20 protein-coding genes are annotated in these 20,313 nt (G+C 72.7%); 7 read left to right on the top strand and 13 right to left on the bottom strand.

Annotated elements, in window-relative coordinates:
* Nucleotides 1-95: 95 nt before the first annotated feature.
* On the bottom strand, nt 96-611 hold the full coding sequence (locus AB0K80_RS17065) for an Lrp/AsnC family transcriptional regulator (RefSeq protein WP_365670237.1): 516 nt from the start codon (nt 609-611) through the stop codon (nt 96-98).
* A gap of 110 nt (nt 612-721) precedes the next feature.
* Between AB0K80_RS17065 and AB0K80_RS17060 the strand changes: the two genes are divergently transcribed.
* The 4 genes from AB0K80_RS17060 to AB0K80_RS17045 are packed head-to-tail and all read left to right on the top strand — an operon-like array spanning nt 722 to nt 4,768.
* A complete protein-coding gene (locus AB0K80_RS17060) occupies nt 722-1,477 on the top strand; it encodes a LytTR family transcriptional regulator DNA-binding domain-containing protein (protein ID WP_365670235.1) in 756 nt (251 codons plus the stop codon).
* An 11-nt stretch (nt 1,478-1,488) separates the two neighbouring features.
* Nucleotides 1,489-1,848 carry a hypothetical protein gene (locus AB0K80_RS17055; protein WP_365670233.1) on the top strand — a complete coding sequence of 120 codons (360 nt, stop codon included), beginning with the start codon at nt 1,489-1,491 and terminating at the stop codon, nt 1,846-1,848.
* A 5-nt stretch (nt 1,849-1,853) separates the two neighbouring features.
* Entirely contained in the window at nt 1,854-3,566 is a 1,713-nt protein-coding gene (locus AB0K80_RS17050) for a cation acetate symporter (protein ID WP_365670231.1), read from the top strand.
* Nucleotides 3,563-4,768, top strand: coding sequence for a histidine kinase (locus AB0K80_RS17045; protein WP_365670229.1), 1,206 nt, complete (start codon nt 3,563-3,565; stop codon nt 4,766-4,768). The genes AB0K80_RS17050 and AB0K80_RS17045 overlap by 4 nt, the downstream gene beginning before the upstream one ends.
* A gap of 3 nt (nt 4,769-4,771) precedes the next feature.
* Here AB0K80_RS17045 and AB0K80_RS17040 read toward each other — a convergent pair whose 3' ends face one another.
* From AB0K80_RS17040 to AB0K80_RS17010, 7 genes are all read right to left on the bottom strand, one after another.
* Nucleotides 4,772-4,966 (bottom strand): hypothetical protein, encoded by a 195-nt coding sequence (locus AB0K80_RS17040; protein ID WP_365670227.1) that lies wholly within the window; start codon nt 4,964-4,966, stop codon nt 4,772-4,774.
* A 13-nt stretch (nt 4,967-4,979) separates the two neighbouring features.
* Complete coding sequence (locus tag AB0K80_RS17035; protein ID WP_365670225.1) at nt 4,980-6,836, bottom strand: protein kinase; 1,857 nt, start codon at nt 6,834-6,836, stop codon at nt 4,980-4,982.
* A 27-nt stretch (nt 6,837-6,863) separates the two neighbouring features.
* Entirely contained in the window at nt 6,864-8,570 is a 1,707-nt protein-coding gene (locus AB0K80_RS17030; RefSeq protein ID WP_365670308.1) for a PASTA domain-containing protein, read from the bottom strand.
* A 98-nt stretch (nt 8,571-8,668) separates the two neighbouring features.
* A complete protein-coding gene (locus AB0K80_RS17025) occupies nt 8,669-9,619 on the bottom strand; it encodes a cytochrome c oxidase assembly protein (protein WP_365670223.1) in 951 nt (316 codons plus the stop codon).
* 124 nt (nt 9,620-9,743) lie between these two features.
* A complete protein-coding gene (locus AB0K80_RS17020) occupies nt 9,744-10,769 on the bottom strand; it encodes a 6-phosphofructokinase (protein ID WP_365670221.1) in 1,026 nt (341 codons plus the stop codon).
* Between the two features lie 240 nt (nt 10,770-11,009).
* Nucleotides 11,010-11,738, bottom strand: coding sequence for a glutamine amidotransferase (locus tag AB0K80_RS17015; protein ID WP_365670218.1), 729 nt, complete (start codon nt 11,736-11,738; stop codon nt 11,010-11,012).
* Between the two features lie 20 nt (nt 11,739-11,758).
* Entirely contained in the window at nt 11,759-12,997 is a 1,239-nt protein-coding gene (locus AB0K80_RS17010; RefSeq protein ID WP_365670215.1) for a MurT ligase domain-containing protein, read from the bottom strand.
* Between the two features lie 149 nt (nt 12,998-13,146).
* On the opposite strand from AB0K80_RS17010, the gene def reads away from it, so the two are divergent.
* On the top strand, nt 13,147-13,686 hold the full coding sequence (def, locus tag AB0K80_RS17005; protein ID WP_365670213.1) for a peptide deformylase: 540 nt from the start codon (nt 13,147-13,149) through the stop codon (nt 13,684-13,686).
* Between the two features lie 94 nt (nt 13,687-13,780).
* On the opposite strand, the gene AB0K80_RS17000 is transcribed toward def, so the two are convergent.
* Nucleotides 13,781-14,422, bottom strand: a complete 642-nt coding sequence (locus AB0K80_RS17000; protein ID WP_365670211.1) for a TetR family transcriptional regulator — start codon at nt 14,420-14,422, stop codon at nt 13,781-13,783.
* 173 nt (nt 14,423-14,595) lie between these two features.
* On the opposite strand from AB0K80_RS17000, the gene AB0K80_RS16995 reads away from it, so the two are divergent.
* Together AB0K80_RS16995 and AB0K80_RS16990 are read left to right on the top strand one after the other, a co-directional pair.
* A complete protein-coding gene (locus tag AB0K80_RS16995; protein ID WP_365670210.1) occupies nt 14,596-15,822 on the top strand; it encodes an acyl-CoA dehydrogenase family protein in 1,227 nt (408 codons plus the stop codon).
* Between the two features lie 77 nt (nt 15,823-15,899).
* Nucleotides 15,900-16,556 carry a transcriptional regulator gene (locus AB0K80_RS16990; RefSeq protein ID WP_365670207.1) on the top strand — a complete coding sequence of 219 codons (657 nt, stop codon included), beginning with the start codon at nt 15,900-15,902 and terminating at the stop codon, nt 16,554-16,556.
* Nucleotides 16,557-16,577: 21 nt separating this feature from the next.
* Here AB0K80_RS16990 and AB0K80_RS16985 read toward each other — a convergent pair whose 3' ends face one another.
* The 4 genes from AB0K80_RS16985 to AB0K80_RS16970 form a co-directional block, all read right to left on the bottom strand.
* On the bottom strand, nt 16,578-16,814 hold the full coding sequence (locus AB0K80_RS16985; protein WP_365670205.1) for a DUF6213 family protein: 237 nt from the start codon (nt 16,812-16,814) through the stop codon (nt 16,578-16,580).
* Nucleotides 16,815-16,839: 25 nt separating this feature from the next.
* Nucleotides 16,840-18,225, bottom strand: a complete 1,386-nt coding sequence (locus tag AB0K80_RS16980) for an NADP-dependent succinic semialdehyde dehydrogenase (protein WP_365670203.1) — start codon at nt 18,223-18,225, stop codon at nt 16,840-16,842.
* A 76-nt stretch (nt 18,226-18,301) separates the two neighbouring features.
* Nucleotides 18,302-18,766, bottom strand: a complete 465-nt coding sequence (locus tag AB0K80_RS16975) for an NUDIX domain-containing protein (protein WP_365670201.1) — start codon at nt 18,764-18,766, stop codon at nt 18,302-18,304.
* Complete coding sequence (locus AB0K80_RS16970) at nt 18,763-20,301, bottom strand: ATP-dependent DNA ligase (RefSeq protein WP_365670199.1); 1,539 nt, start codon at nt 20,299-20,301, stop codon at nt 18,763-18,765. Before AB0K80_RS16970 ends, AB0K80_RS16975 begins: the two co-directional genes overlap by 4 nt.
* Between the last annotated feature and the right edge of the window lie 12 nt (nt 20,302-20,313).

Below are 20,313 nucleotides of genomic sequence, written 5' to 3'. Positions count from 1 at the left end.
TGACTGAGGGATGACACCACGGTAGGAAGCGGGGCGACGGGCGACAAGCGAGAAAAGCTGCGTGTCCACGCAGGAATCCTGCGTCGTTCCCCAGGTCAGCGCACGTCTGCTGCGCCCCCCGGGCCCTGCTCGGGCGCGGGCTGGCTCACGCCCGCCTCCGGGCTCTCCGGAAGCAGGTGGGAGAGCACCATCACGCTGATCGTCTTCCGGATGAAGGGTTCCGCGCGGATCCGCTCCAGCACCTCCTCGAAGTGCTCCACGTCCCGCGCCCGCACGTGCAGCAGGGCGTCCGCGCCGCCCGTCACCGTCATCGCCGCCGCGATCTCCGGATAGCTGCGCACCACCTGGGCCAGCCGCCTGGGCGGGGCCGCGCCCTCGCAGTACACCTCGACGTACGCCTCCGTGCGCCAGCCCAGCGCGGACGGCTTCACCGTGGCCGTGAACCCGGTGATCACCCCCGTCTCCCGCAGCCGGTCCACCCGGCGCTTGACCGCCGTCGAGGACAGCCCGACCGCCGCGCCGATCTCGGCGAAGGACGTCCTGGCGTTCGCCATCAACGCGGTGATGATCTTCCGGTCGAGCTCGTCGAACGGCGCGGGCCTGCTGTTCATGCGGGCACTCTAGGCCAGCTGGCCCCGGCCACCGTGCCCGCCGGGAACGGCCACGGGCACCTGCCCGGACACATGTCCAGCCGTGTGGATTCCACCTACACTCCACGTTCATGCTGCGCGCCCTCGCCGTCGACGACGAACGCCCCTCGCTCGAGGAGCTGCTCTACCTGCTCAACGCCGACCCCCGCATCGGCAGCGCCGAGGGTGCCGGTGACGCCACCGAGGCACTGCGCCGCATCAACCGCGCCCTGGAGTCCGGGCCCGACGGCCCGGAGGCGATCGACGTCGTCTTCCTGGACATCCAGATGCCCGGCCTGGACGGCCTGGACCTGGCCCGGCTGCTCACCGGGTTCGCCCGGCCGCCGCTCGTCGTGTTCGTCACCGCCCACGAGGACTTCGCCGTCCAGGCCTTCGACCTCAAGGCCGTCGACTACGTGCTCAAGCCGGTGCGCAAGGAGCGGCTCGCGGAGGCGGTCCGCCGCGCGGCCGAGCTGCGCGGCACCGCGCCCCGCATCCCCGTGCACGAGCCGGACCCGGACCACATACCCGTCGAGCTGGGCGGGGTGACCCGGTTCGTCGCCGTCGACGACATCACCCACGTCGAGGCCCAGGGCGACTACGCCCGCCTGCACACCGACAAGGGCAGCCACCTGGTCCGCATCCCGCTGTCCACCCTGGAGGAGCGCTGGCGCTCCCGGGGCTTCGTCCGCATCCACCGCCGCCACCTGGTCGCCCTGCGCCACATCGGCGAACTCCGCCTGGACGCGGGCAGCGTCAGCGTCCTGGTCGGCTCCGAGGAACTCCAGGTCAGCAGGCGCCACGCGCGCGAACTGCGGGACCTGCTGATGCGCCGCACCACGAGATAGGGGGAGCCCGCATGCCCCAGGACCCCGCCGACCGCCGTGTCGTCGTCACCGGCCCGCCCCGGCAGACCCGCCGCACCTCCGGCTACTACCGCCCGCGCACCGAGATCGACGAGCAGACCACCCTCGGCCACACCTACGTCCGCTCCCTGATGCGCACCCAGCTGCGCGCCGCGCTGACCGTCTTCGCGGTGCTCGCCCTGCTCGTCGGCCCGCTGCCGCTGCTGTTCGCGGTCACCCCCGACTCCGGCCGCCTGGCCTGGGCGGTGCTCGGCTTCGGCCTGTACGCCCCGCTCGTCCTGCTGGCCCGCTGGTACGTGCGGCGCGCCGAGCGCAACGAACGCGACTTCGTACGACTCGTCGAGGACCGCTGACCGACGTGAACCCCAGCTACGCCGTCCCCGCCGTCGCCCTCGTGGTCGTCGCGACCGTCCTGGTCGGCGCCTTCGGCCTGCGCATCTCCCGCACGACCTCCGACTTCTACGTCGCCTCCCGCACGGTCGGCCCCCGCCTCAACGCGGCCGCCATCAGCGGCGAGTACCTCTCCGCCGCCTCCTTCCTCGGCATCGCCGGCCTGGTCCTGGTCCAGGGCCCCGACATGCTCTGGTACCCGGTCGGCTACACGGCCGGATACCTGGTCCTGCTGCTCTTCGTCGCCGCCCCGCTGCGCCGCTCCGGCGCCTACACCCTGCCCGACTTCGCCGAGGCCCGCCTCGCCTCCCAGGCGGTACGGCGGCTCGCGGGCGCCTTCGTCGTGGGCGTCGGCTGGCTGTACCTGCTGCCGCAACTGCAGGGCGCCGGACTGACCCTGACCGTGCTGACCGGGGCGCCCGACTGGCTGGGCGGCGTGATCGTCGCCGTCGTCGTGACCGCCACCGTCGCCGCCGGAGGCATGCGCAGCATCACCTTCGTGCAGGCCTTCCAGTACTGGCTGAAACTCACCGCCCTGCTGGTCCCCGCGCTGTTCCTGATCCTCGCCTGGCAGAGCGACGGCGCACCCCACCGCGCCTTCGACGAACCGGCCGCCTTCCGCGACCAGCGCGTCGTGCGCGTCGAGGACAGCCTCGACCTGCGACTCGACCGGCCCCTGACGGTGACCGTGGACGGCACCGTAGACGGCCGCCCGCACACCGGCACCCGCCTCGAACTCCCCGCCGGCACCCACCGCATCGAACGCGGCACCCGGCTCACCTTCCCCGAGGGCACCCCCGTCCCGCGCGCCGACCGCAGCAGCGGCGGCGTGCTGTCCCCGTCCCGCGCCGAGAGCCGCGAGGAACGCCCGCTGTACGCCACGTACGGACTGATCCTCGCCACCTTCCTCGGCACGATGGGCCTGCCGCACGTGGTCGTCCGCTTCTACACCAGCCCGCACGGCGTCGCCGCCCGCCGCACGACCGTCGCCGTGCTCGGCCTGGTCGGCGCCTTCTACCTGCTGCCCCCGGTGTACGGCGCCCTCGGCCGCCTCTACGCCCCCGAACTCGCCCTCACCGGCGACGCGGACGCGGCCGTGCTGCTGCTGCCGGAGCGCATGATCGGGGGAGTGGGCGGCGACCTGCTGGGAGCCCTGATCGCCGGGGGCGCCTTCGCCGCGTTCCTGTCCACGGCCTCCGGGCTGACCATGGCGGTCGCGGGTGTCCTCACCCAGGACGTGCTGCCGTCGCGCGGCGTACGGCACTTCCGGCTCGGCACGGTCCTCGCCATGGCGGTGCCGCTCGCGGCGAGCGTCCTGGTGGGCGGGCTGCCCGTCGCGGACGCCGTCGGACTGGCCTTCGCCGTCTCCGCCTCGTCGTTCTGCCCGCTGCTGGTGCTCGGCATCTGGTGGCGGCGGCTGACCCCGCCCGGCGCCGCCGCCGGGATGCTGGTCGGCGGGGGCTCCGCGCTGCTCGCCGTCGCCGCGACCATGACCGGGGTGCCGGGCGGCGGCGCACTGCACGCCCTGCTCGCCTGGCCCGCCCTGTGGTCGGTGCCTCTGGGCTTCCTCACCATGATCCTGGTCTCCCTGGCGACGCCGGGCCGGGTGCCGCCCGGCACGGCGGCGGTCCTGGCCCGCTTCCACCTGCCGGAGGAGCTGCGCTCGGAGGTGGCGGCATGACCGGGTTCCTGGCGGGTCTGTGCGTGGCCGTCCTCCCGCTGCTGGCCGCGGGGTTCTGGCTGGGCCGCCGTACCGCCCGGCCCGCGAGCCTGGCCGGGCTCGGCACGCCCGTCGAGCACGCCACCTTCGAGACACTGCACACCGCCTCGCTGGCCGCGCCCCCGCTGCGGGCGGGCCTGACGGAGGAGACCGCCCGCAAGTCGGCCCGCAAACTGCGCTCCCTGCTCGGCACGGACGCCCTGTGCCTCACGGACCGCGCCCGGGTGCTGGTGTGGGACGGCGCGGGCGCCCACCACCGCACCGAGATCATGGAGCGTCTCGCCGGACCCCTGGAGACCGGCCGCGGTGAGGCCTTCCGCCTGACCTGCGACACGCCCGACTGCGCGGTGCGCTGGGCGGTCGTCGCCCCGCTCACCGTCGACGACCGGGTGCACGGCGCCCTCGTCGCCTGCGCGCCCCGCGAGTCAGCCGTCCTGGTCCGGGCCGCGGGCGAGGTCGCCCGCTGGGTCTCCGTCCAGCTCGAACTGGCCGACCTCGACCAGTCTCGCACCCGCCTCATCGAGGCGGAGATCAAGGCCCTGCGCGCCCAGATCTCCCCGCACTTCATCTTCAACTCGCTCGCGGTCATCGCCTCGTTCGTCCGCACCGACCCCGAACGCGCCCGCGAACTCCTCCTGGAGTTCGCCGACTTCACCCGCTACTCGTTCCGCCGGCACGGCGACTTCACCACCCTCGCCGACGAACTCCACGCCATCGACCACTACCTGGCACTCGTGAGGGCACGCTTCGGCGACCGCCTGTCCGTCACCCTCCAGATCGCCCCGGAGGTCCTGCCGGTCACCCTGCCCTTCCTCTGCCTCCAGCCGCTCGTCGAGAACGCCGTCAAGCACGGTCTCGAAGGCAAGGCCGACAAGTGCCACATCCAGATCACCGCCCAGGACGCGGGCGCCGAGGCCCTCGTCGTCATCGAGGACGACGGCGCCGGAATGGAGCCCGACCTGCTGCGCCGCATCCTCGCCCGGGAGGTCAGCCCCTCGGGCGGCATCGGCCTGTCCAACGTGGACGACCGGCTCCGCCAGGTGTACGGCGACGACCACGGCCTCGTCATCGAGACCGCCGTCGGCGCCGGCATGAAGATCACCGTCCGGCTGCCGAAGTACCAGCCGGGCGTCCACTCGGCGGGACGGCTCGCCCGCGAGTGAGCCTCAGCCGCGGCTGGCCACCATGCCCAGGGTGATCAGCCCGAGCACCACCCACCCGAACCACAGCCAGCCGTTGCTGCCGAGCGCCACGGTGTAGGCCGTCACCACGACGAGCCCGCCGATGGTGAGGGCCCCCATGGTCTTGGTGGAACCGTTCGCGGAACCGGGGGAACCAGATGAACCGGACGATCTGGGCATCGCAACACCCTCCTCATGGTTCGGTCCCCTCCATGGTGCCCCCGTTCTGCTTCCGTGCGGTGCACACGACAAGATGCGTGCCGGATTTCCAGGGGCCGGCGCTGGTCCACGACCCGGCTTCGTAGACGGAGGGGTCGAAGCCGTAGTCGCGCGGCGGCACGTCCCGCGCGCAGGCCGCGTCCGACGCCGTCCGCGCCTCGGCGAGCGTGACGCCCGCACCCAGCCGGGTGAACCCGAGCACCTGCTCGTCGTGCGGCCCCCCGCACGGCACCAGCCGGGCGTCCCGGTTGGTGCGTACGTCCAGACAGTCCCGCCGCTGCATGGTCGAGGTGTCCGCGAACGCCGTCCCGAACCTCCGGCGCTCCCCGAGCGGCCCGTAGACCGGCCCGTGCGCGCCCAGCACCAGACAGGCCGTGCGCCGCCCGGCGGCCTCGAACCCGGCCCCGGTCGGCACGACGGCATGGCTGCGGACGTCGGCGAGCCGGTCGCGCAGCTCCCGCGTCCGCTCCTCGCACCGGGCGGGCCCCTGGGCACGCGCCTGCCCGGCCGAGGCGGTCTCGACGAGCGCCATGACCTGCCCGTCGGGTGCCTGGTCCCGGCACGTCGGGTCCACGGTGAGCCGGGGCGTGCCCGCGAAACGCCGTCCGCCGGGCCAGTCGGCGAGTACGCAGTCGCCGTCCCGCAGCGGCTGGGCCAGCCCGACGGCCTCGCCGTACGGCAGCGCGCTGCCGGGTGCGCGGCCGGCGAGGGCGTACCAGACCCCGCCCAGCGCGAGGACCGCGCCGAGGCCGCCGGCCAGGGCAGCCCGCAGGGCACGGCGGCGGGGGCGCCGGCGAGCACCGGGTGCCGCAGGGGCGGGCCCGGACCCGTCGAGGCCGGGAGAGAACAGGGGCCGGGGCGCCGGGACGGGGTGGCACCCCGGCGGGCCCTCGTCGGCCGCCGTCATCTCCCAGGGCGACGGTGACCCGGGATCGGTCCCCGTCCGCTCGTACGCCTCGGACTGCGGCGTGACGATCAGCGCCAGCGCCGCCTCCACCTCGCCCGCGCTCATCCGCTGGTCCGGGTCCTTCGCCAGCAACCCCCGCAGCACCGGCTCCAGCGCACCCGCCCTGACCGGCCGACGCGGCTCGGCCATGACCGCCGCGGTGATCGCCTCGACCTGCGACTCGCGTTCGAACGGGCCGCGGCCCTCCACGCCGTAGTACAGCGTGCAGCCCAGCGAGAACAGATCGGAGGCCGCAGTGGGCTGCCCGCCCGAAGCGCGCTCCGGCGCCAGGTAGCCGGCCGTGCCGACCAGGACGGACGCCCTCGTCCACCGCGTCTCACCGGCGTCCGGCTGCACGGAGATGCCGTAGTCGGTGAGCAGGACCCGGCCGTGGGGCGCCCCGGCGCGGTCCGGGGCGAGCAGGATGTTCGCCGGTTTCACGTCCCGGTGCAGGACACCCCGCTCGTGCCCGGCGGTCAGCGCGTCCAGGACGGCCAGACCGACGCGGGCGCACTCGGCGGGGGCGAGCGGCCCGCGCCGGACGACCAGCTCCCGCAGGTCCACGGCGCCCGCCACGTACTCCATGACGATCCACGGCAGCCCCTCGTGCTCCAGCACGTCGTGCACCGTCACGACATGAGGATGACCGCGCAGACCGGCCGCGTGCCGGGCCTCCGCACGGGCGCGGGCGACACGGGCCTCGCGCTCGCAGCCGCTCTCGGTGCCGTCCCGGAAGACGATCTCCTTCAAAGCGACCTCGCAGGCCAGCCGCTGGTCGTGGGCGAGCCAGACGTGTCCCATGCCGCCGCTGCCGAGCCGGCGCAGCAGCAGATAGCGGCCGGCGACGACCCGGCCCACTCCCGACGTCGGTGATCCTGAGGGCATCTGGTGACTCCCGGTTGCGGCGGGGTGCTACGCGGTTCCACGTGGCGGCGTCCGCGGCCGCGGCTGGACGCCGGGCTCGGCCGCGCCCGGCGTGCTGCTCACCGGCGCGCCGCCGGCCACCGGGTCTCCCGTGGACGAGGGGTCGCCGGCCGCCGGCGCCGAGCCGGTCACGGCGTGCGCCGGGCTGCTGCGCGCCTCAGCACCGCCCGGCGGGCCACTCGACGGGGGCGACGGCTCGGCGCGCGGCTCCGCACGCGGGGATACGGAGCCCGAGGGCCCGGGACCGGCCGATCCCGAGGCGGATCCCGAATCCGGCGGCCCGGAGTCACCCGGTCCAGAGCTACCTCGTCCAGAGCTACCCGGCCCGGAGTCACCCGACCCGGAGTCACTCGGTCCAGAGCCACCCGGCCCAGGATTCCCGGGCCCGGATTCCCCCGGCCCGGATTCCCCCGGCCCGGAGTCGCCCGGCGTGGAGTCGCCCGTCCCGGAGTCACCCGGTGTGGAGTCGCCCGTCCCGGATTCCCCCGTCCCGGAGTCACCCGTCCCGGAGCCAGTCGTCCCGGAGTCACTCGGTCCAGAGCCACCCGGTCCAGAGCCACCCGGCCCAGAGCCACCCGGCCCAGAATCCCCGGGCCCGGATTCCCCGGGCCCGCTACTCCCCGATCCGGAATCCGCCGGTCCAGCGGAGGCGGCAGGGCCGGAATCCGCCGGTCCGGACGACGCAGACGGCACCGGACGCCACGACCCGGAACCCGGGGGAGTGGCCCTCTCTCCCGGGCCGCCCGCCGGGGTGCCCGGCGGCGCACCCTCGTCCCCGTCCCCGGTGACCCGCAACATCACGTACGCGCCGAACCGCAGCCGGGTTCCGGCCGCCGGGTCGGAGGCGGTGACCCGGGCCCCGTACGGCGGCAGGCCCGCCCCGTCATGGGCGACCGCCAGCCCCGCGTCTGTCAGCCGCCGGCTCGCCTCCCCGAACGTCGTCCCGGCGACCCGGGGGACCGGGCGCCGCTGTCGCGCGTCGAAGACGGAGTCGGCCTCACCCGTCGTGCCGATCGGCCGCTCGATGCCCCGGTCCGGGTCGTCGACGTCGACGAGGGCGAGCCGCCGGAGTGTCCGGGGCGCCGCCCGTACGGCCACCACGGCCAAGGGGTCGTACCCCTTCCATTTCTCGTTGCCGTCCTCGAACCGAACCGAAATGCGACGGGCGTCCCCCGTGAAGGGAAGCAGCGGATTTCCGCATGAACACTTCACGGCGGGAACTCCCCGCTCGTCGACGAGCACCGCGATTCCCGCCTGGAGAAGGGAGGGATAGGGAACAGCCTTTCCCTTTGTGTAGTCGTGGTTCATCACGAGGGTGTCGTGACGCAGGAGAACCGGCGTGAGCCGGTCGAGATGCCCGGGAATCCGGGAGACCCGAATTCCGCGCGCCGTCGCCCACGCCTGCGCCTTGCGGTGATGGACGGGATCGGTGAGGTAGCGCTCCAGCCGCTCGACGTCACAGATCGTCGGCTGCCGGCTCCCGCCGTACAGACCGGGGGAATCGCCCTGCTGAAGGCTGCCGCGCGCGGGACGGGACCGGACCTCGGCGTCCCGGCCGAGGCCGCTGCGCTCGTCGAAGAAGGGCGCGAGCGAGGGCACACCGGCGGCCACCGCCTTCACCACGAGAAGCGGCGATTCTCTGCCGCATCCACTGACCGGTAAAACGAGCGCGAACAGAACAGCGACGGTTCGCATCGCTGTTTTCCCGAACCCGTGCACGAATGTGCGCAGTGCCATACCGCTCCCCCCGGCGGTTCCCCAACGCGCCATATGTTACTGAAGGAGAGGGCCTTTCAGCGGCCGCGTGCGTTCAGTGAGGCCAAATAGGCGTTGTACGCCTCGAGTTCCTTGTCGCCGTCGCGGTCCGCGGCCCGGTCCGTACGCCGGGCCTGCCGCTGTTCGGAGGCGTACCACTGGAACAGCAGCGCGATCAGGACGAGCACTGACGGGATCTCGCTGAACGCCCAGGCGATCCCGCCGGCCGCGTTCTGGTCGGAGAGCGCTTCGATGCCGAGCGAGGCGGGCGGGTTCCTGAACGACTCGACCATCGGCGTGGTGGCCATCATCAGGGCGATGCCGAAGAACGCGTGGAACGGCATGCCCGCGAACAGCTCCAGCATCCGCATCAGGTAGCCCGGCCGGTGCGGACCCGGGTCCACGCCCATGATCGGCCAGAAGAACACCAGCCCGACGGCGAGGAAGTGCACCATCATCGCGATGTGCCCGGTCCTCGACCCCATCAGGAAGTCGAACAGCGGCGTGAAGTACAGCCCGTACAGGCTCGCGATGAACAGCGGGATGGTGAACGCCGGGTGCGTGATGATCCGCATGTACCGGCTGTGCAGCAGCATCAGCAGCAGCTCGCGCGGGCCCTTGCGGCCCCGGCCCGCCGTCGGCAGCGCGCGCAGCGCCAGCGTGATCGGGGCGCCGAGCAGCACGAGGATCGGCGAGACCATGCTGATCACCATGTGCTGCACCATGTGCACGCTGAACATGACCATGCCGTAGTCGTTCAGCCGGGTGCACATCATCAGGCCGATGCTCAGCACTCCGAGGACGTAGGCGACCGTCCGCCCCACGGGCCACTTGTCGCCGCGCCGGACCAGGCGTACGACCCCCCAGCCGTACAGCGCCAGCCCCAGCAGGCAGGCGACGAGGAAGAACGGGTCCGCGGACCACTCCAGGCCTCGTCCCAGCGTGAACGGCGGCAGATCCGTCATCGTGCCGTGCCCGCTGTGATCCATCCGCCGGCTCCTGATTCGTGGGGGTTGGGTGCTTTGTGTCCGCCCCAAGAGTAGAACCGCCCCCGGCGACGGATGTCACCGGGGGCGGTCTGCCTCCTGTGCGGGCCAGAGGTGCTCCTGGGGTCTACAGGACGCACTCCGCCTCGGCGTAGCGGTCCTCCGGCACCGTCTTCAGCGTCTCCACGGCCTCCGCCAGCGACACCATGACGATCTCCGTGCCGCGCAGCGCGGTCATCATGCCGAACTGTCCCCGGTGCACGGCCTCCACCGCGTGCCACCCGAACCGGGTCGCCAGCACCCTGTCGTACGCCGTCGGCGTCCCGCCGCGCTGGACATGCCCGAGGATCACCGGCCGGGCCTCCTTGCCGAGGCGCCTCTCCAGTTCGACGGAGAGCTGCCGGGCGATGCCGGCGAACCGCTCGTGGCCGTAGATGTCCTTGCCGCCCTCGTCGAACTCCATGGTCCCCGGCTTCGGCTTGGCACCCTCGGCCGCGACGACGATCGCGAACCGCTTGCCCGCCGAGAACCGCTCGCCGACCTTGGCGGCCAGTTCCTCTATGTCGAAGGGCCGCTCCGGCACCACGATGGCGTGGGCGCCGGCCGCCATGCCGGAGTGCAGCGCGATCCAGCCGGTGTGGCGCCCCATGACCTCCACGATCAGCACCCGCTGGTGCGACTCGGCGGTGGTCTTCAGCCGGTCCAGGGCCTCCGTCGCCACGCCCACGGCCGTGTCGAAGCCGAACGTGACGTCCGTGACCGCGATGTCGTTGTCGATGGTCTTGGGCACGCCGACGATCGGCAGGCCGTTGTCCGACAGCAGCCGGGCCGCCTTCAGCGTGCCCTCACCGCCGATCGGGATGATCGCGTCGAGGCCGAGCTCCTCGACATGCCCCTTGGCCCGGGCCACGCCGTCCCGCAGGTGCTCGGGACGGACCCGGGAGGAGCCGAGGATGGTGCCGCCGCGGGCGAGGATGCCGCCCACCGCGTCGAGGTCGAGCTTGAGGTAGTCGCACTCCAGGAGGCCTTTCCAGCCGTCCCGGAAACCGATGACCTCGTCGCCGTGGTCGACGACGGCACGGTGCACGACGGACCGGATGACGGCGTTCAGGCCGGGGCAGTCGCCGCCGGAGGTGAGGACACCAATGCGCATAGCCCGAATAACCTTCTCCACATGGGCACGGGACCGGACCGCGCTGTCCGGCTCGATCCCCGCCACCCTAGCGGCACCAGGGGGCGGGGCCGAACCATGCGTCCGCCTGCTGGACGACCCCGCTCACCTGTGCGGATGGGCCGTCAGACGGGCTGTTGACCACCGGGTTGACGCAAAGCGCCAGCCAGGCCGCCGCACAGCCGCGCGGCTGTCCCTACGCAGGCTGCTGCGCAGCTGTTCCTACGCAGGCTGCTGCGCAGCCGCGATGCGCTCGTTGCGCAGCGCCTCGTACCAGCGGTCGTCCACCGGCGGCAGCGCGTTGACGTCGAGCGCCAGCTTCAGCAGCAGGTCCGCGATCAGCGGGTTGCGCGCCAGCACCGGGCCGTGCATGTAGGTGCCGAAGACGGTGCCGTTGTAGGCGCCCTCCGTGCCGTCGCCCGTACCGTTGCCGTTGCCGAAGCGGACCTTGGCGAAGGGACGGGCGGTGGGGCCGAGGTGGGTGACGCCCTGGTGGTTCTCGAAGCCGGTCAGCGGCGGCAGCCCGAGCCGCGGGTCGATGTCGGCGAGCACGTCACCGACGCACCGGGCGCCCTCGCCGCGCACGGACACCACGTCGATCAGCCCCAGACCCGGTTCACGCTGCCCGAGGTCGTTGATGAACTCGTGGCCGAGGATCTGGTACCCGGCGCACACCGAGAACACGATCGCGCCGTTGTCCACCGCCCGGTGCAGACCGCCGTCCCGGCGCAGCCGCTCGGCCGCGAGCCGCTGCGGCCGGTCCTCGCCGCCGCCGATCAGGTAGATGTCGCCGGAGGTCGGGATCGGCTGGTCGCTGCGCACGTCGAGCCGGGCCACGTCCAGGCGGCGCTGCCGCGCCCGGCGCTCCACGACGAGGACGTTGCCCTGGTCGCCGTAGGTGCTGAGCAGGTCCGGGTAGATCCAGACGACCCGCAGCTGGTTGTCGCTCACAAAAGTCCCCTGAGTGCTTGTCAGTTGCCGACGCGGCGGCGCAGGTCCTGGAACGCGGTGTAGTTGGCGATGACCTCGACACGGCCCGGCGGGCACAGCTGCACGGCCTGGTCGAGGTTCTCGCACACCTGGAACTGCTGGTCCGCGACCTCCAGGCGGACCGCGAGGTCCAGCCTGCGGTCGCCGATGACGCAGATCGGGTGGCCGGTCAGGCGCGTGTAGTCCACGTCCCACAGCCACGAGGTGTCCGTGCCGTCGGCGGACCGGGCGTTCACCGAGAGGATCACCGGGGCGGGCGGCGGGTCGATCAGCGAGAAGGTCTCCAGCCATCCGGCCGGGTTCTTCGCCAGCAGCAGCCGCAGGTCACGTCCCTGGAACTGGACGACGTCGTAGCGCCCGGCGACCGCCTGCACCTGGTACATGCGCTCCAGCGCGACCTGCGGCGGCACCCCGAAGACGGCCGCGACGGCGGCGGAGCTGGCCGCGTTGGCCTTGTTGGCGCGGCCCGGCAGCTGGAGGTGGATCGGCCAGGCGGACCCGTGCGGGTCCAGCACATGGTCACCGGAGAGCGCCCAGCTGGGCGTGGGCCGGCGGAAGCCGCACTCGCCGCAGAACCAGTCGTCGCCCGGGCGCTGCATCACACCGCCGCAGGACGGGCAGGACCAGGCGTCGTCCTTCCACATCTGCCCGGCGGCGACCCACACGACATTGGGGGAGGAGGACGCGGCCCACACCACCAGCGGGTCGTCGCAGTTGGCGACGATGACGGCCTTGGAGCCCGCGAGCCCCTCTCGCCAGTTCTCGGCGAGCATGCGGGTCTCCGCGGCCCGGTCGAGCTGGTCGCGGGAGAGGTTCAGCAGGGCGATGCACTTGGGCTCGGTGTCCCGGGCGACCCCGGCGAGGTACTTCTCGTCGACCTCGATGACGCCGTACCGGGCGTCCGAGCCGCCCGCCAGCGCCGAGGTGATACCGGCCGGCATGTTGGCGCCGAGCGCGTTGGAGACGACCGGGCCCGCCGCGCGCAGGGCCTCGGCGATGAGCCGGGTGGTCGTCGTCTTGCCGTTGGTCGCCGACACCAGGATCACGTCCAGGTTCTGGGCGAGCTTGCCGAGGAGGTCGGGGTCGAGTTTGAGGGCCACCCGGCCACCGATCACCGAACCGCTGCCGCGTCCCGCGGCGCGGGAAGCCGCTGCGACCGCCTTGCCTGCGGTCACGGCCAGCTTGGCCCGCGGCGTGAGCGGGTCCGAGTTGCCTGCCATCAGTTCTCGATCCTCCTTGCGTACGCGCCGCGCCTTGAAGCCTGACGGCCACGTGGTGTGGACCTCAGCCTATCGAGATCCCTTCGCACTCCCGAACCTCGGCACCACAGTGAGACGGACGTTGCAGCATGGACCGTACCCTTGCCGCCATGCGTAACGGCCCCATCCCCGGCACCCGAGGCCGCGTGAGACCGCTCACCCTGCTCGGCGACCCGGTCCTGCACACCCCCTGCGCGGAGGTCACCGACTTCGGCCCCGAACTGGCGGAGCTCGTGGAGGACTTGTTCGCGACCATGTACGCCGCCCGGGGCGTCGGCCTGGCCGCGAACCAGATCGGCGTCCCGTCCCGGGTGTTCGTGTTCGACTGCCCGGACGACGAGGAGGTCCGCCACCTGGGCCATGTGGTGAACCCGCGCCTCGTCGAGACGGACGGCGTGGTGCTCCGCGGCCCGGAGGGCTGCCTGTCCCTGCCGGGCCTGGAAGCGGGCACGGAGCGCTACGACCACGCGGTGGTCGAGGGGGTCACGATGACCGGGGAGCCGATCACCGTCCACGGCACGGGCTTCTTCGCCCGATGCCTCCAGCACGAGTGCGACCACCTGGAGGGCAGGGTCTACGCCGACCGGCTGACCGGCTGGCGTCACCGCCGGCTCATGCGCCAGGTGGCCCGGGCCTCCTGGCGCCGGTGAGGGTCTGTCGCCACGGGCGCGGGGCGGTATCCGTGTGCGGCTGTGCCGCGTGGGCGCGACCAGCTCCCGCCGTCCCGCACACGACGTACGACGCTCAGAACCCCGGACCGCCCGTCCTGTCCCCGGCGGCCGCCAGCCGCCCCCACAGCAGGTCGGCGAGACTGCGCACCAACTCGGCGCGCGAGCAGGGCCGTTCGCCGAGCCACCAGTCCCCGGCGGCATGCATCATGCCGACGATCCCGTGCCCCCACACCCGGGCCAGCTGCTGACTCCCGGGTCCCAGATCCAGCCGCTCCTCGATGACCTGGGCGAGTTCCTCGCCCATCCGCCGCAGCAGCGGGGCCGAATGCTTGCCGACGTCGAACCCCTGGTCCCCCGGCGACCCCTCCGCCGGGTGCATCAGGAACCGGTACACCTGGGGCCGCGCCTCGATCGCGGCGAGGTACGTGTTCAACGTGGCCTCGACCCGCTCGCGCCGGTCCGCCGGCGCGTCCAGCGCCGCTCGCAGGGAGTCCAGCAACGCGTCGGTGTGCCGCTTGGCAAGGGCCGCGTAAAGTCCGCCCTTGTCACCGAAGTGGCGGTACAGGATCGGCTTGGTGATGCCGGCCTCGGCCGCGATGGCGTTCATCGAGGCCTGCGGGCCGTCGCGCAGCACCACCCGGTCGGCGGCCTCCAGCAGCTCGCGCCGTCGGCGGTCGGCGGACCGCTGCTGATCGGTCCGCTGCGTGGTGTCCATGAGCTCTCCCCACCCGTGCTGAATCGGTGACGCCTGCGCAAACTAACACTCCACCTGCTCCGCGGCATCGAACGGGCTGCCGGGGAGTCATCGGGAGTTGACTTTTCCTACCGGCCGGTAACAGACTGGTGTTACCGCAAGTAACACGTAAGTGCGTCGCCGCTGGAGGGGACATGGCCGAGTTCACCATGGAGCTCAACGACGAGCAGAAGGAGGTCCGGGACTGGCTCCATGGCTTCGCCGCCGAGGTGATCCGCCCCGCGGCCGCCGAATGGGACGAGCGTGAGGAGACTCCCTGGCCGGTCATCCAGGAGGCCGCCAAAGTCGGCATCTACTCCCTCGATTTCTACGCCCAGCAGTACTTCGACCAGACCGGCCTCGGCATCCCCATGACGATGGAGGAGCTGTTCTGGGGTGACGCGGGCATCGCCCTGTCGATCGTCGGCACGGGTCTGGCCGCGGTCGGCGTGCTCGCCAACGGCACCGAGGAACAGATCGGCACCTGGATCCCCCAGATGTACGGCGACGCCGACGATGTCAAGGTCGCCGCCTTCTGCTCCTCCGAGCCGGACGCCGGCTCGGACGTGGCCTCCATGCGCACCCGTGCCGTGTACGACGAGGCCAAGGACGAGTGGGTCATCAACGGCACCAAGACCTGGGCCACCAACGGCGGCATCGCCAACGTGCACGTGGTGGTCGCGGTGGTCGACCCCGAGCTCGGATCCAAGGGCCACGCCTCCTTCATCATCCCGCCGAACACGCCGGGACTGTCGCAGGGGCAGAAGTTCAAGAAGCACGGTATCCGCGCCTCGCACACCGCCGAGGTGATTCTCGACAACGTGCGCGTCCCGGGCTCCTGCCTGCTGGGCGGCAAGGAGAAGCTGGACGAGCGCCTGGCCCGCGCCCGTGAGCGGGCGAAGAAGGGCGGCGAGCGCGTCAAGAACGCGGCGATGGCCACCTTCGAGGCCTCCCGCCCTGCGGTCGGCGCCATGGCGGTGGGCACCGCCCGGGCCGCCTACGAGGTCGCCCTCGACTACGCCAGGACCCGCGAGCAGTTCGGCCGGCCCATCATCGACAACCAGGGCGTCGCCTTCCAGCTCGCCGACATGCGCACCCAGATCGACGCGGCCCGCCTGCTGGTGTGGCGCGCCTCCTGGATGGCGATCAACGGCAAGCCGTTCACGGCGGCCGAGGGCTCGATGTCCAAGCTGTTCGCGAGCGAGACGGCGAAGAAGGTCACGGCCCAGGCCATCCAGATCCTCGGCGGCAACGGCTACACCCGGGAGTACCCGGTGGAGCGGATGCACCGGGACGCGGCCATCTACACGATCTTCGAGGGGACCAGCGAGATCCAGCGCCTGGTGATCGCGCGGACCCTGTCGGGCATGCCGATCCGGTAGCGCTCCCGCGTGCCCGGTGAGGGCACGGACTGTTGCGGGTATGCCGATCCGGTAGCGCGGCGACCCACGGAGGACCCATGACGCGTACCGCCCGGGAACTGCTGGACACCACCACCGCCCACCTGGCCCCGGACCCGGACGCCAACCCGCTGGTCCCCCTGATCGAGCGGGGCGCGGCGAGCCGTGACACGCTCGCCGCGCTCGCCCTGGAGCAGCACGGGGTCATCGCCGCCGACCACCGCTCGTTCCTGCACCTGGCGGAGCGTGCCGCCACCGGCGGGGATGCGGCCTGCGCCGCCTTCTTCCGCACGCTGGCCGAAGGAGAGGTCCTGGCGGGGCAGCGGCTGACGTCCTTCGCGGCGGCCTGCGGCGTGGACGAGGAGCGCACGGCCGCGTACGACCCGCTCCCGGGCTGCCAGGCCTACCCCGCGTACGTGGCCTGGCTGGCCCTCAACGCCGCACCGCCGGACGCGGTCCTGGCCCTGACAGCCAACTTCTCCGCCTGGGGCGGCTACTGCGCGACGATCGCCCGGGCCCTGCGCGGTCGCTACGGCTTCCCGGACGAGGCGTGCGGCTTCTTCGACTTCTTCGCCGAGCCCGCCCCCGACCTGGAGGCGAAGGCGGCAGCGGCGGTGCAGGCAGCCCTGGACGACGGCCGCCTCGACGAGCGCCTTGCCCACCGCTACGGCCGCTTGCTGCAGGCCTACGAGGCGCAGTTCTGGTCGGCGCTGTAGGGGCAGGGGAAGCCGCGCCCCCTACGGCGCGCCCCCGCTGCTGTGCGCGATACAGGCCACGTCGATCCGGTCGGCCAGCTTGGCGAGCTCGATGGTCAGCGCGGCGACCGTGTCCTCGTCGAGCCCTTCCTCCCCGGCCTCCACAAGGCGCAGCCACCGTCCCCCCACCGTCCGCAGCAGCTTGCTGACGTCGGCCGCGGCCACCTGCAAGGTCCCGCGGTCGTCGACGATCAGAGGCAGAGTCACTTCGCGGTTCACAGACGCGATGGTAGCCGCGCGGCGCTCACGCACCGTGCCAAACCGTCGTGATGTTGCAGAACTCGCGGATTCCGTGTCCGGACAGCTCGCGCCCGTACCCGGACCGCTTCACGCCGCCGAACGGGAACGCCGGGTGGGAGGCCGTCATCCCGTTGACGAAGACGCCGCCGGCCTCCAGGTCTCCCACGAACCGGTCGACCTCAGTGTCGTCGCGGGTCCAGACATTGGAACTCAGCCCGAACGGCGAGTCGTTGGCGATCAGCACCGCCTCGTCCAGGTCGCCCGCGCGGTACAGGGTGGCCACCGGCCCGAAGGCCTCCTCGCGGTGGATGCGCATCTCGCGGGTGATCCCGGCCAGCACGGTCGGCGGGTAGTACCAGCCGGGCCCGTCGGGCCGCTCCCCGCCGCACAGCACCCGCGCACCGCCGCGCACCGCGTCGTCGACCAGCTCCTCGAGGTCCCTGCGGCCCTGCTCGCTGGAGAGCGGCCCGACCTCCGTCTCCTCCTCCATGGGGTCGCCGACCTTCAATGCCTTCATGCCCGCGACGAACCGCTCGGCGAAGGCGTCGTAGACGTCCGTGTGCACGATGAACCGCTTGGCGGCGATGCAGGACTGCCCGGTGTTCTGGCACCGCGCGGTCACCGCGACCTCGGCGGCCCGGTCCAGGTCGGCGGACGGCATGACGATGAACGGGTCGCTGCCGCCCAGCTCCAGCACCGTCTTCTTGATCATCTCGCCGGAGGTGGAGGCCACGGCACGCCCGGCGGGTTCGCTGCCGGTCAGGGTGGCGGCCTTCACCCGCTCGTCGCGCAGGATGTCGTCGACCTTCGCGGAGCCGATGAGCAGGGTCTGGAAGCAGCCCTCGGTGAAGCCCGCCCGGTGGAACAGATCCTCCAGGTACAGGGCGGTCCGGGGCACGTTGGAGGCGTGCTTGAGCAGGCCGACGTTGCCCGCCATCAGCGCGGGCGCGGCGAAGCGGACCACCTGCCACAGGGGGAAGTTCCACGGCATCACGGCGAGGACCGGGCCGAGCGGCCGGTAGCGGACCCGGACGCTGGAGGCGCCGGAGTCCTTCACGTCGTGGCCGGCGGGCTCCTCGTCGGCGAGGAGTTCCTCGGCGTGGTCGGCGTACCAGCGCATGGCCTTCGCGCACTTCAGGGCCTCGGCACGGGCCTGCTTGATCGGCTTGCCCATCTCGGTCGTCAGCACGCGCGCGATGTCCTGCTGGTCCTCCTCCAGGAGGTCGGCGGCCCTGCGCATCAGCCGGGCCCGCTCGTCGAAGGCCGTCGTCCGGTACGTCCGGAAGGTGGCCTCGGCCAGCTGGAGCCGGCGCTCGACCTCCTCCTCGCCCATGGGCTCGTACGTCTTGAGCGTCTCGCCGTTCGCCGGGTTCACCGTTGCGATGGGCATGGCCGACCTCCCTCTGAGCGGGCTGTGCTTCGACCTTCCCGCGCGCGGTCCCGGGCCGCAACGCGGGTGGGTCTGCTCAGGCCGAGTGCTCCGCCAGCCGGTCGAGAAACGCGCCCTGGCCCTTGACGATCACCTCGCGGGCCCGGTCGAGTCCGAACCACGCCACCCGGTCCAGCTCGGGGAACTCCTGGAACCGGCCGGACCTAGGGGGCCACTCCATCCGGAAGGTCCCGGGGTCGATCGTCGCCGGGTCGAGGTCGGCCTCGATCGCCCAGGCGGTGACGATCTTGCCGTTGGCCTGCCGCACCTCGCCGAGCGGTACGGCCCGGCCGTCCGGCGGCGGCAGACCGAGCTCCTCCAGGAACTCCCGGCGGGCCGCGTCCCAGGCCGGTTCGGCGGGGTCGTACTCGCCCTTGGGCACGGTCCACGCCCCGGCGTCGCGCCTGGCGAAGTACGGGCCTCCCATGTGCCCGAGCAGCACCTCCAGGCCGGTGCCGGCCCGGCGGTACAGCAGCAGGCCCGCGCTCCTGACCTCCGTCACCGCGCCACCTCCGGGTGGGCCGCCAGCAGCGTCTCCACCGTGTCCGCCTCCTCCGGGCGCTTGTCCTCGCGGTAGCGCACGACCCGGGCGAAGCGCAGGGTGACCCCGGCCGGGTAGCGCGTCGAGCGCTGCAGACCGTCGTAGGCGATCTCGACGACGAGTTCGGGCCGTACGGTCACCCCCCAGCCGTGGTCCTCGACGGCCAGCTCCCGCAGGCGCCCGGTCTGCCAGGTGAGCATCGCGTCGGTCATGCCCTTGAAGGTCTTGCCGAGCATGGCGAAGCCGCCGTCGGCGGTGCGGGCGCCGAGGTGGAGGTTGGAGAGCTTGCCGGTGCGGCGGCCGTGGCCCCACTCGGCGGCCAGGACGACCAGGTCGAGGGTGTGGACGGGTTTGACCTTCAGCCAGGACGCGCCGCGCCGGCCCGCGCTGTAGGGGGCGTCCAGCGCCTTGACGACGACGCCCTCGTGGCCGCGCCGGAGGGTCTCGGCGAGGAACTCCTCCGCCGCCCCGGTGCCGTCCGGGCCGGGCACGACCGTGCGGCGCACCCGCATCGGCTCGGGGACCAGCCGGGCGAGCGCGGCGTGCCGTTCGTCGAACGGCAGGTCGAGGAGGTCGCGGCCGTCGACGGACAGCGCGTCGAAGAAGACGGGGGAGACCGGGACCGTCCGGGCGGCCGTGGCCACGTCGACACGGGAGCCGACCCGCCCGGCCGTCTCCTGGAAGGAGCGGGGCCGGCCGTCGTCGTCGAAGGAGATCACCTCGCCGTCCAGGATGAACCGCTCGCCCCGCAACCGACGTGCCGCCGAGGTGACTTCGGGCAGCCGTCCGGTGATGTCGTCGAGGGTGCGGGTGAAGACGCGGACGGTGTCGCCGTCGCGGTGCACCTGGACGCGGATGCCGTCCAGTTTCTCCTCGACCGCGCAGGCGCCGAGCTTGTCCACCGCCTCGGCCACCGAGGAGGCGCTGTGCGCCAGCATCGGCAGCACCGGGCGGCCTACCGTGAGCCGGAAACGCTCCAGGGCGGCGGGACCGTCGGCGAGCAGGGCCCGCGCCACCGTCTGGAGGGAGCCGGCGAGCATCACGGCCCGCCGTACGTCCGCCGACGGCGCTCCCGTCGCCTCGGCCAGGCCCTCGACGGCGACGGCGTCGAGGGCGCCCTGCCGGACCTCGCCGGTGAGCAGGCCGTGCAGGAAGCGCTGTTCCTCCTCGGTGGCCGCGCCCATCAACTCGCCCACCAGGCGGGTCCGTTCGGCCTGGGAGCCGGGGCCGGACACCTTGCCGAGCTCGGTCAGCCGGGCGTCGACCTCCCGCACCGTCAGGGACGGCCCGGCGGCCGGGGCGACCGGGCGGCCGAGCACCTTCCAGCCGATCCCGAGCCGCCCCTGCGGCAGCCGGCCCGCCAGGTACGGGATGACGATCGGCACGTCGTCCGCCTCCGCGTCCCGGAACAGCTCGGCGAGCAGGGCGATCTTCCGGGACCGCGCCGAGGTGGCGGCGACTTCCCGGGACACACGGGCCAGCCGGTGCAGCAGCATGCAGCCATGGTG

Source organism: Streptomyces sp. NPDC052682 (assembly GCF_040678435.1).
In the GTDB taxonomy this organism is placed as follows: domain Bacteria; phylum Actinomycetota; class Actinomycetes; order Streptomycetales; family Streptomycetaceae; genus Streptomyces.
Note: the sequence above shows the minus strand (reverse complement) of the source record. Positions and strands in the feature narration are given on the sequence as shown.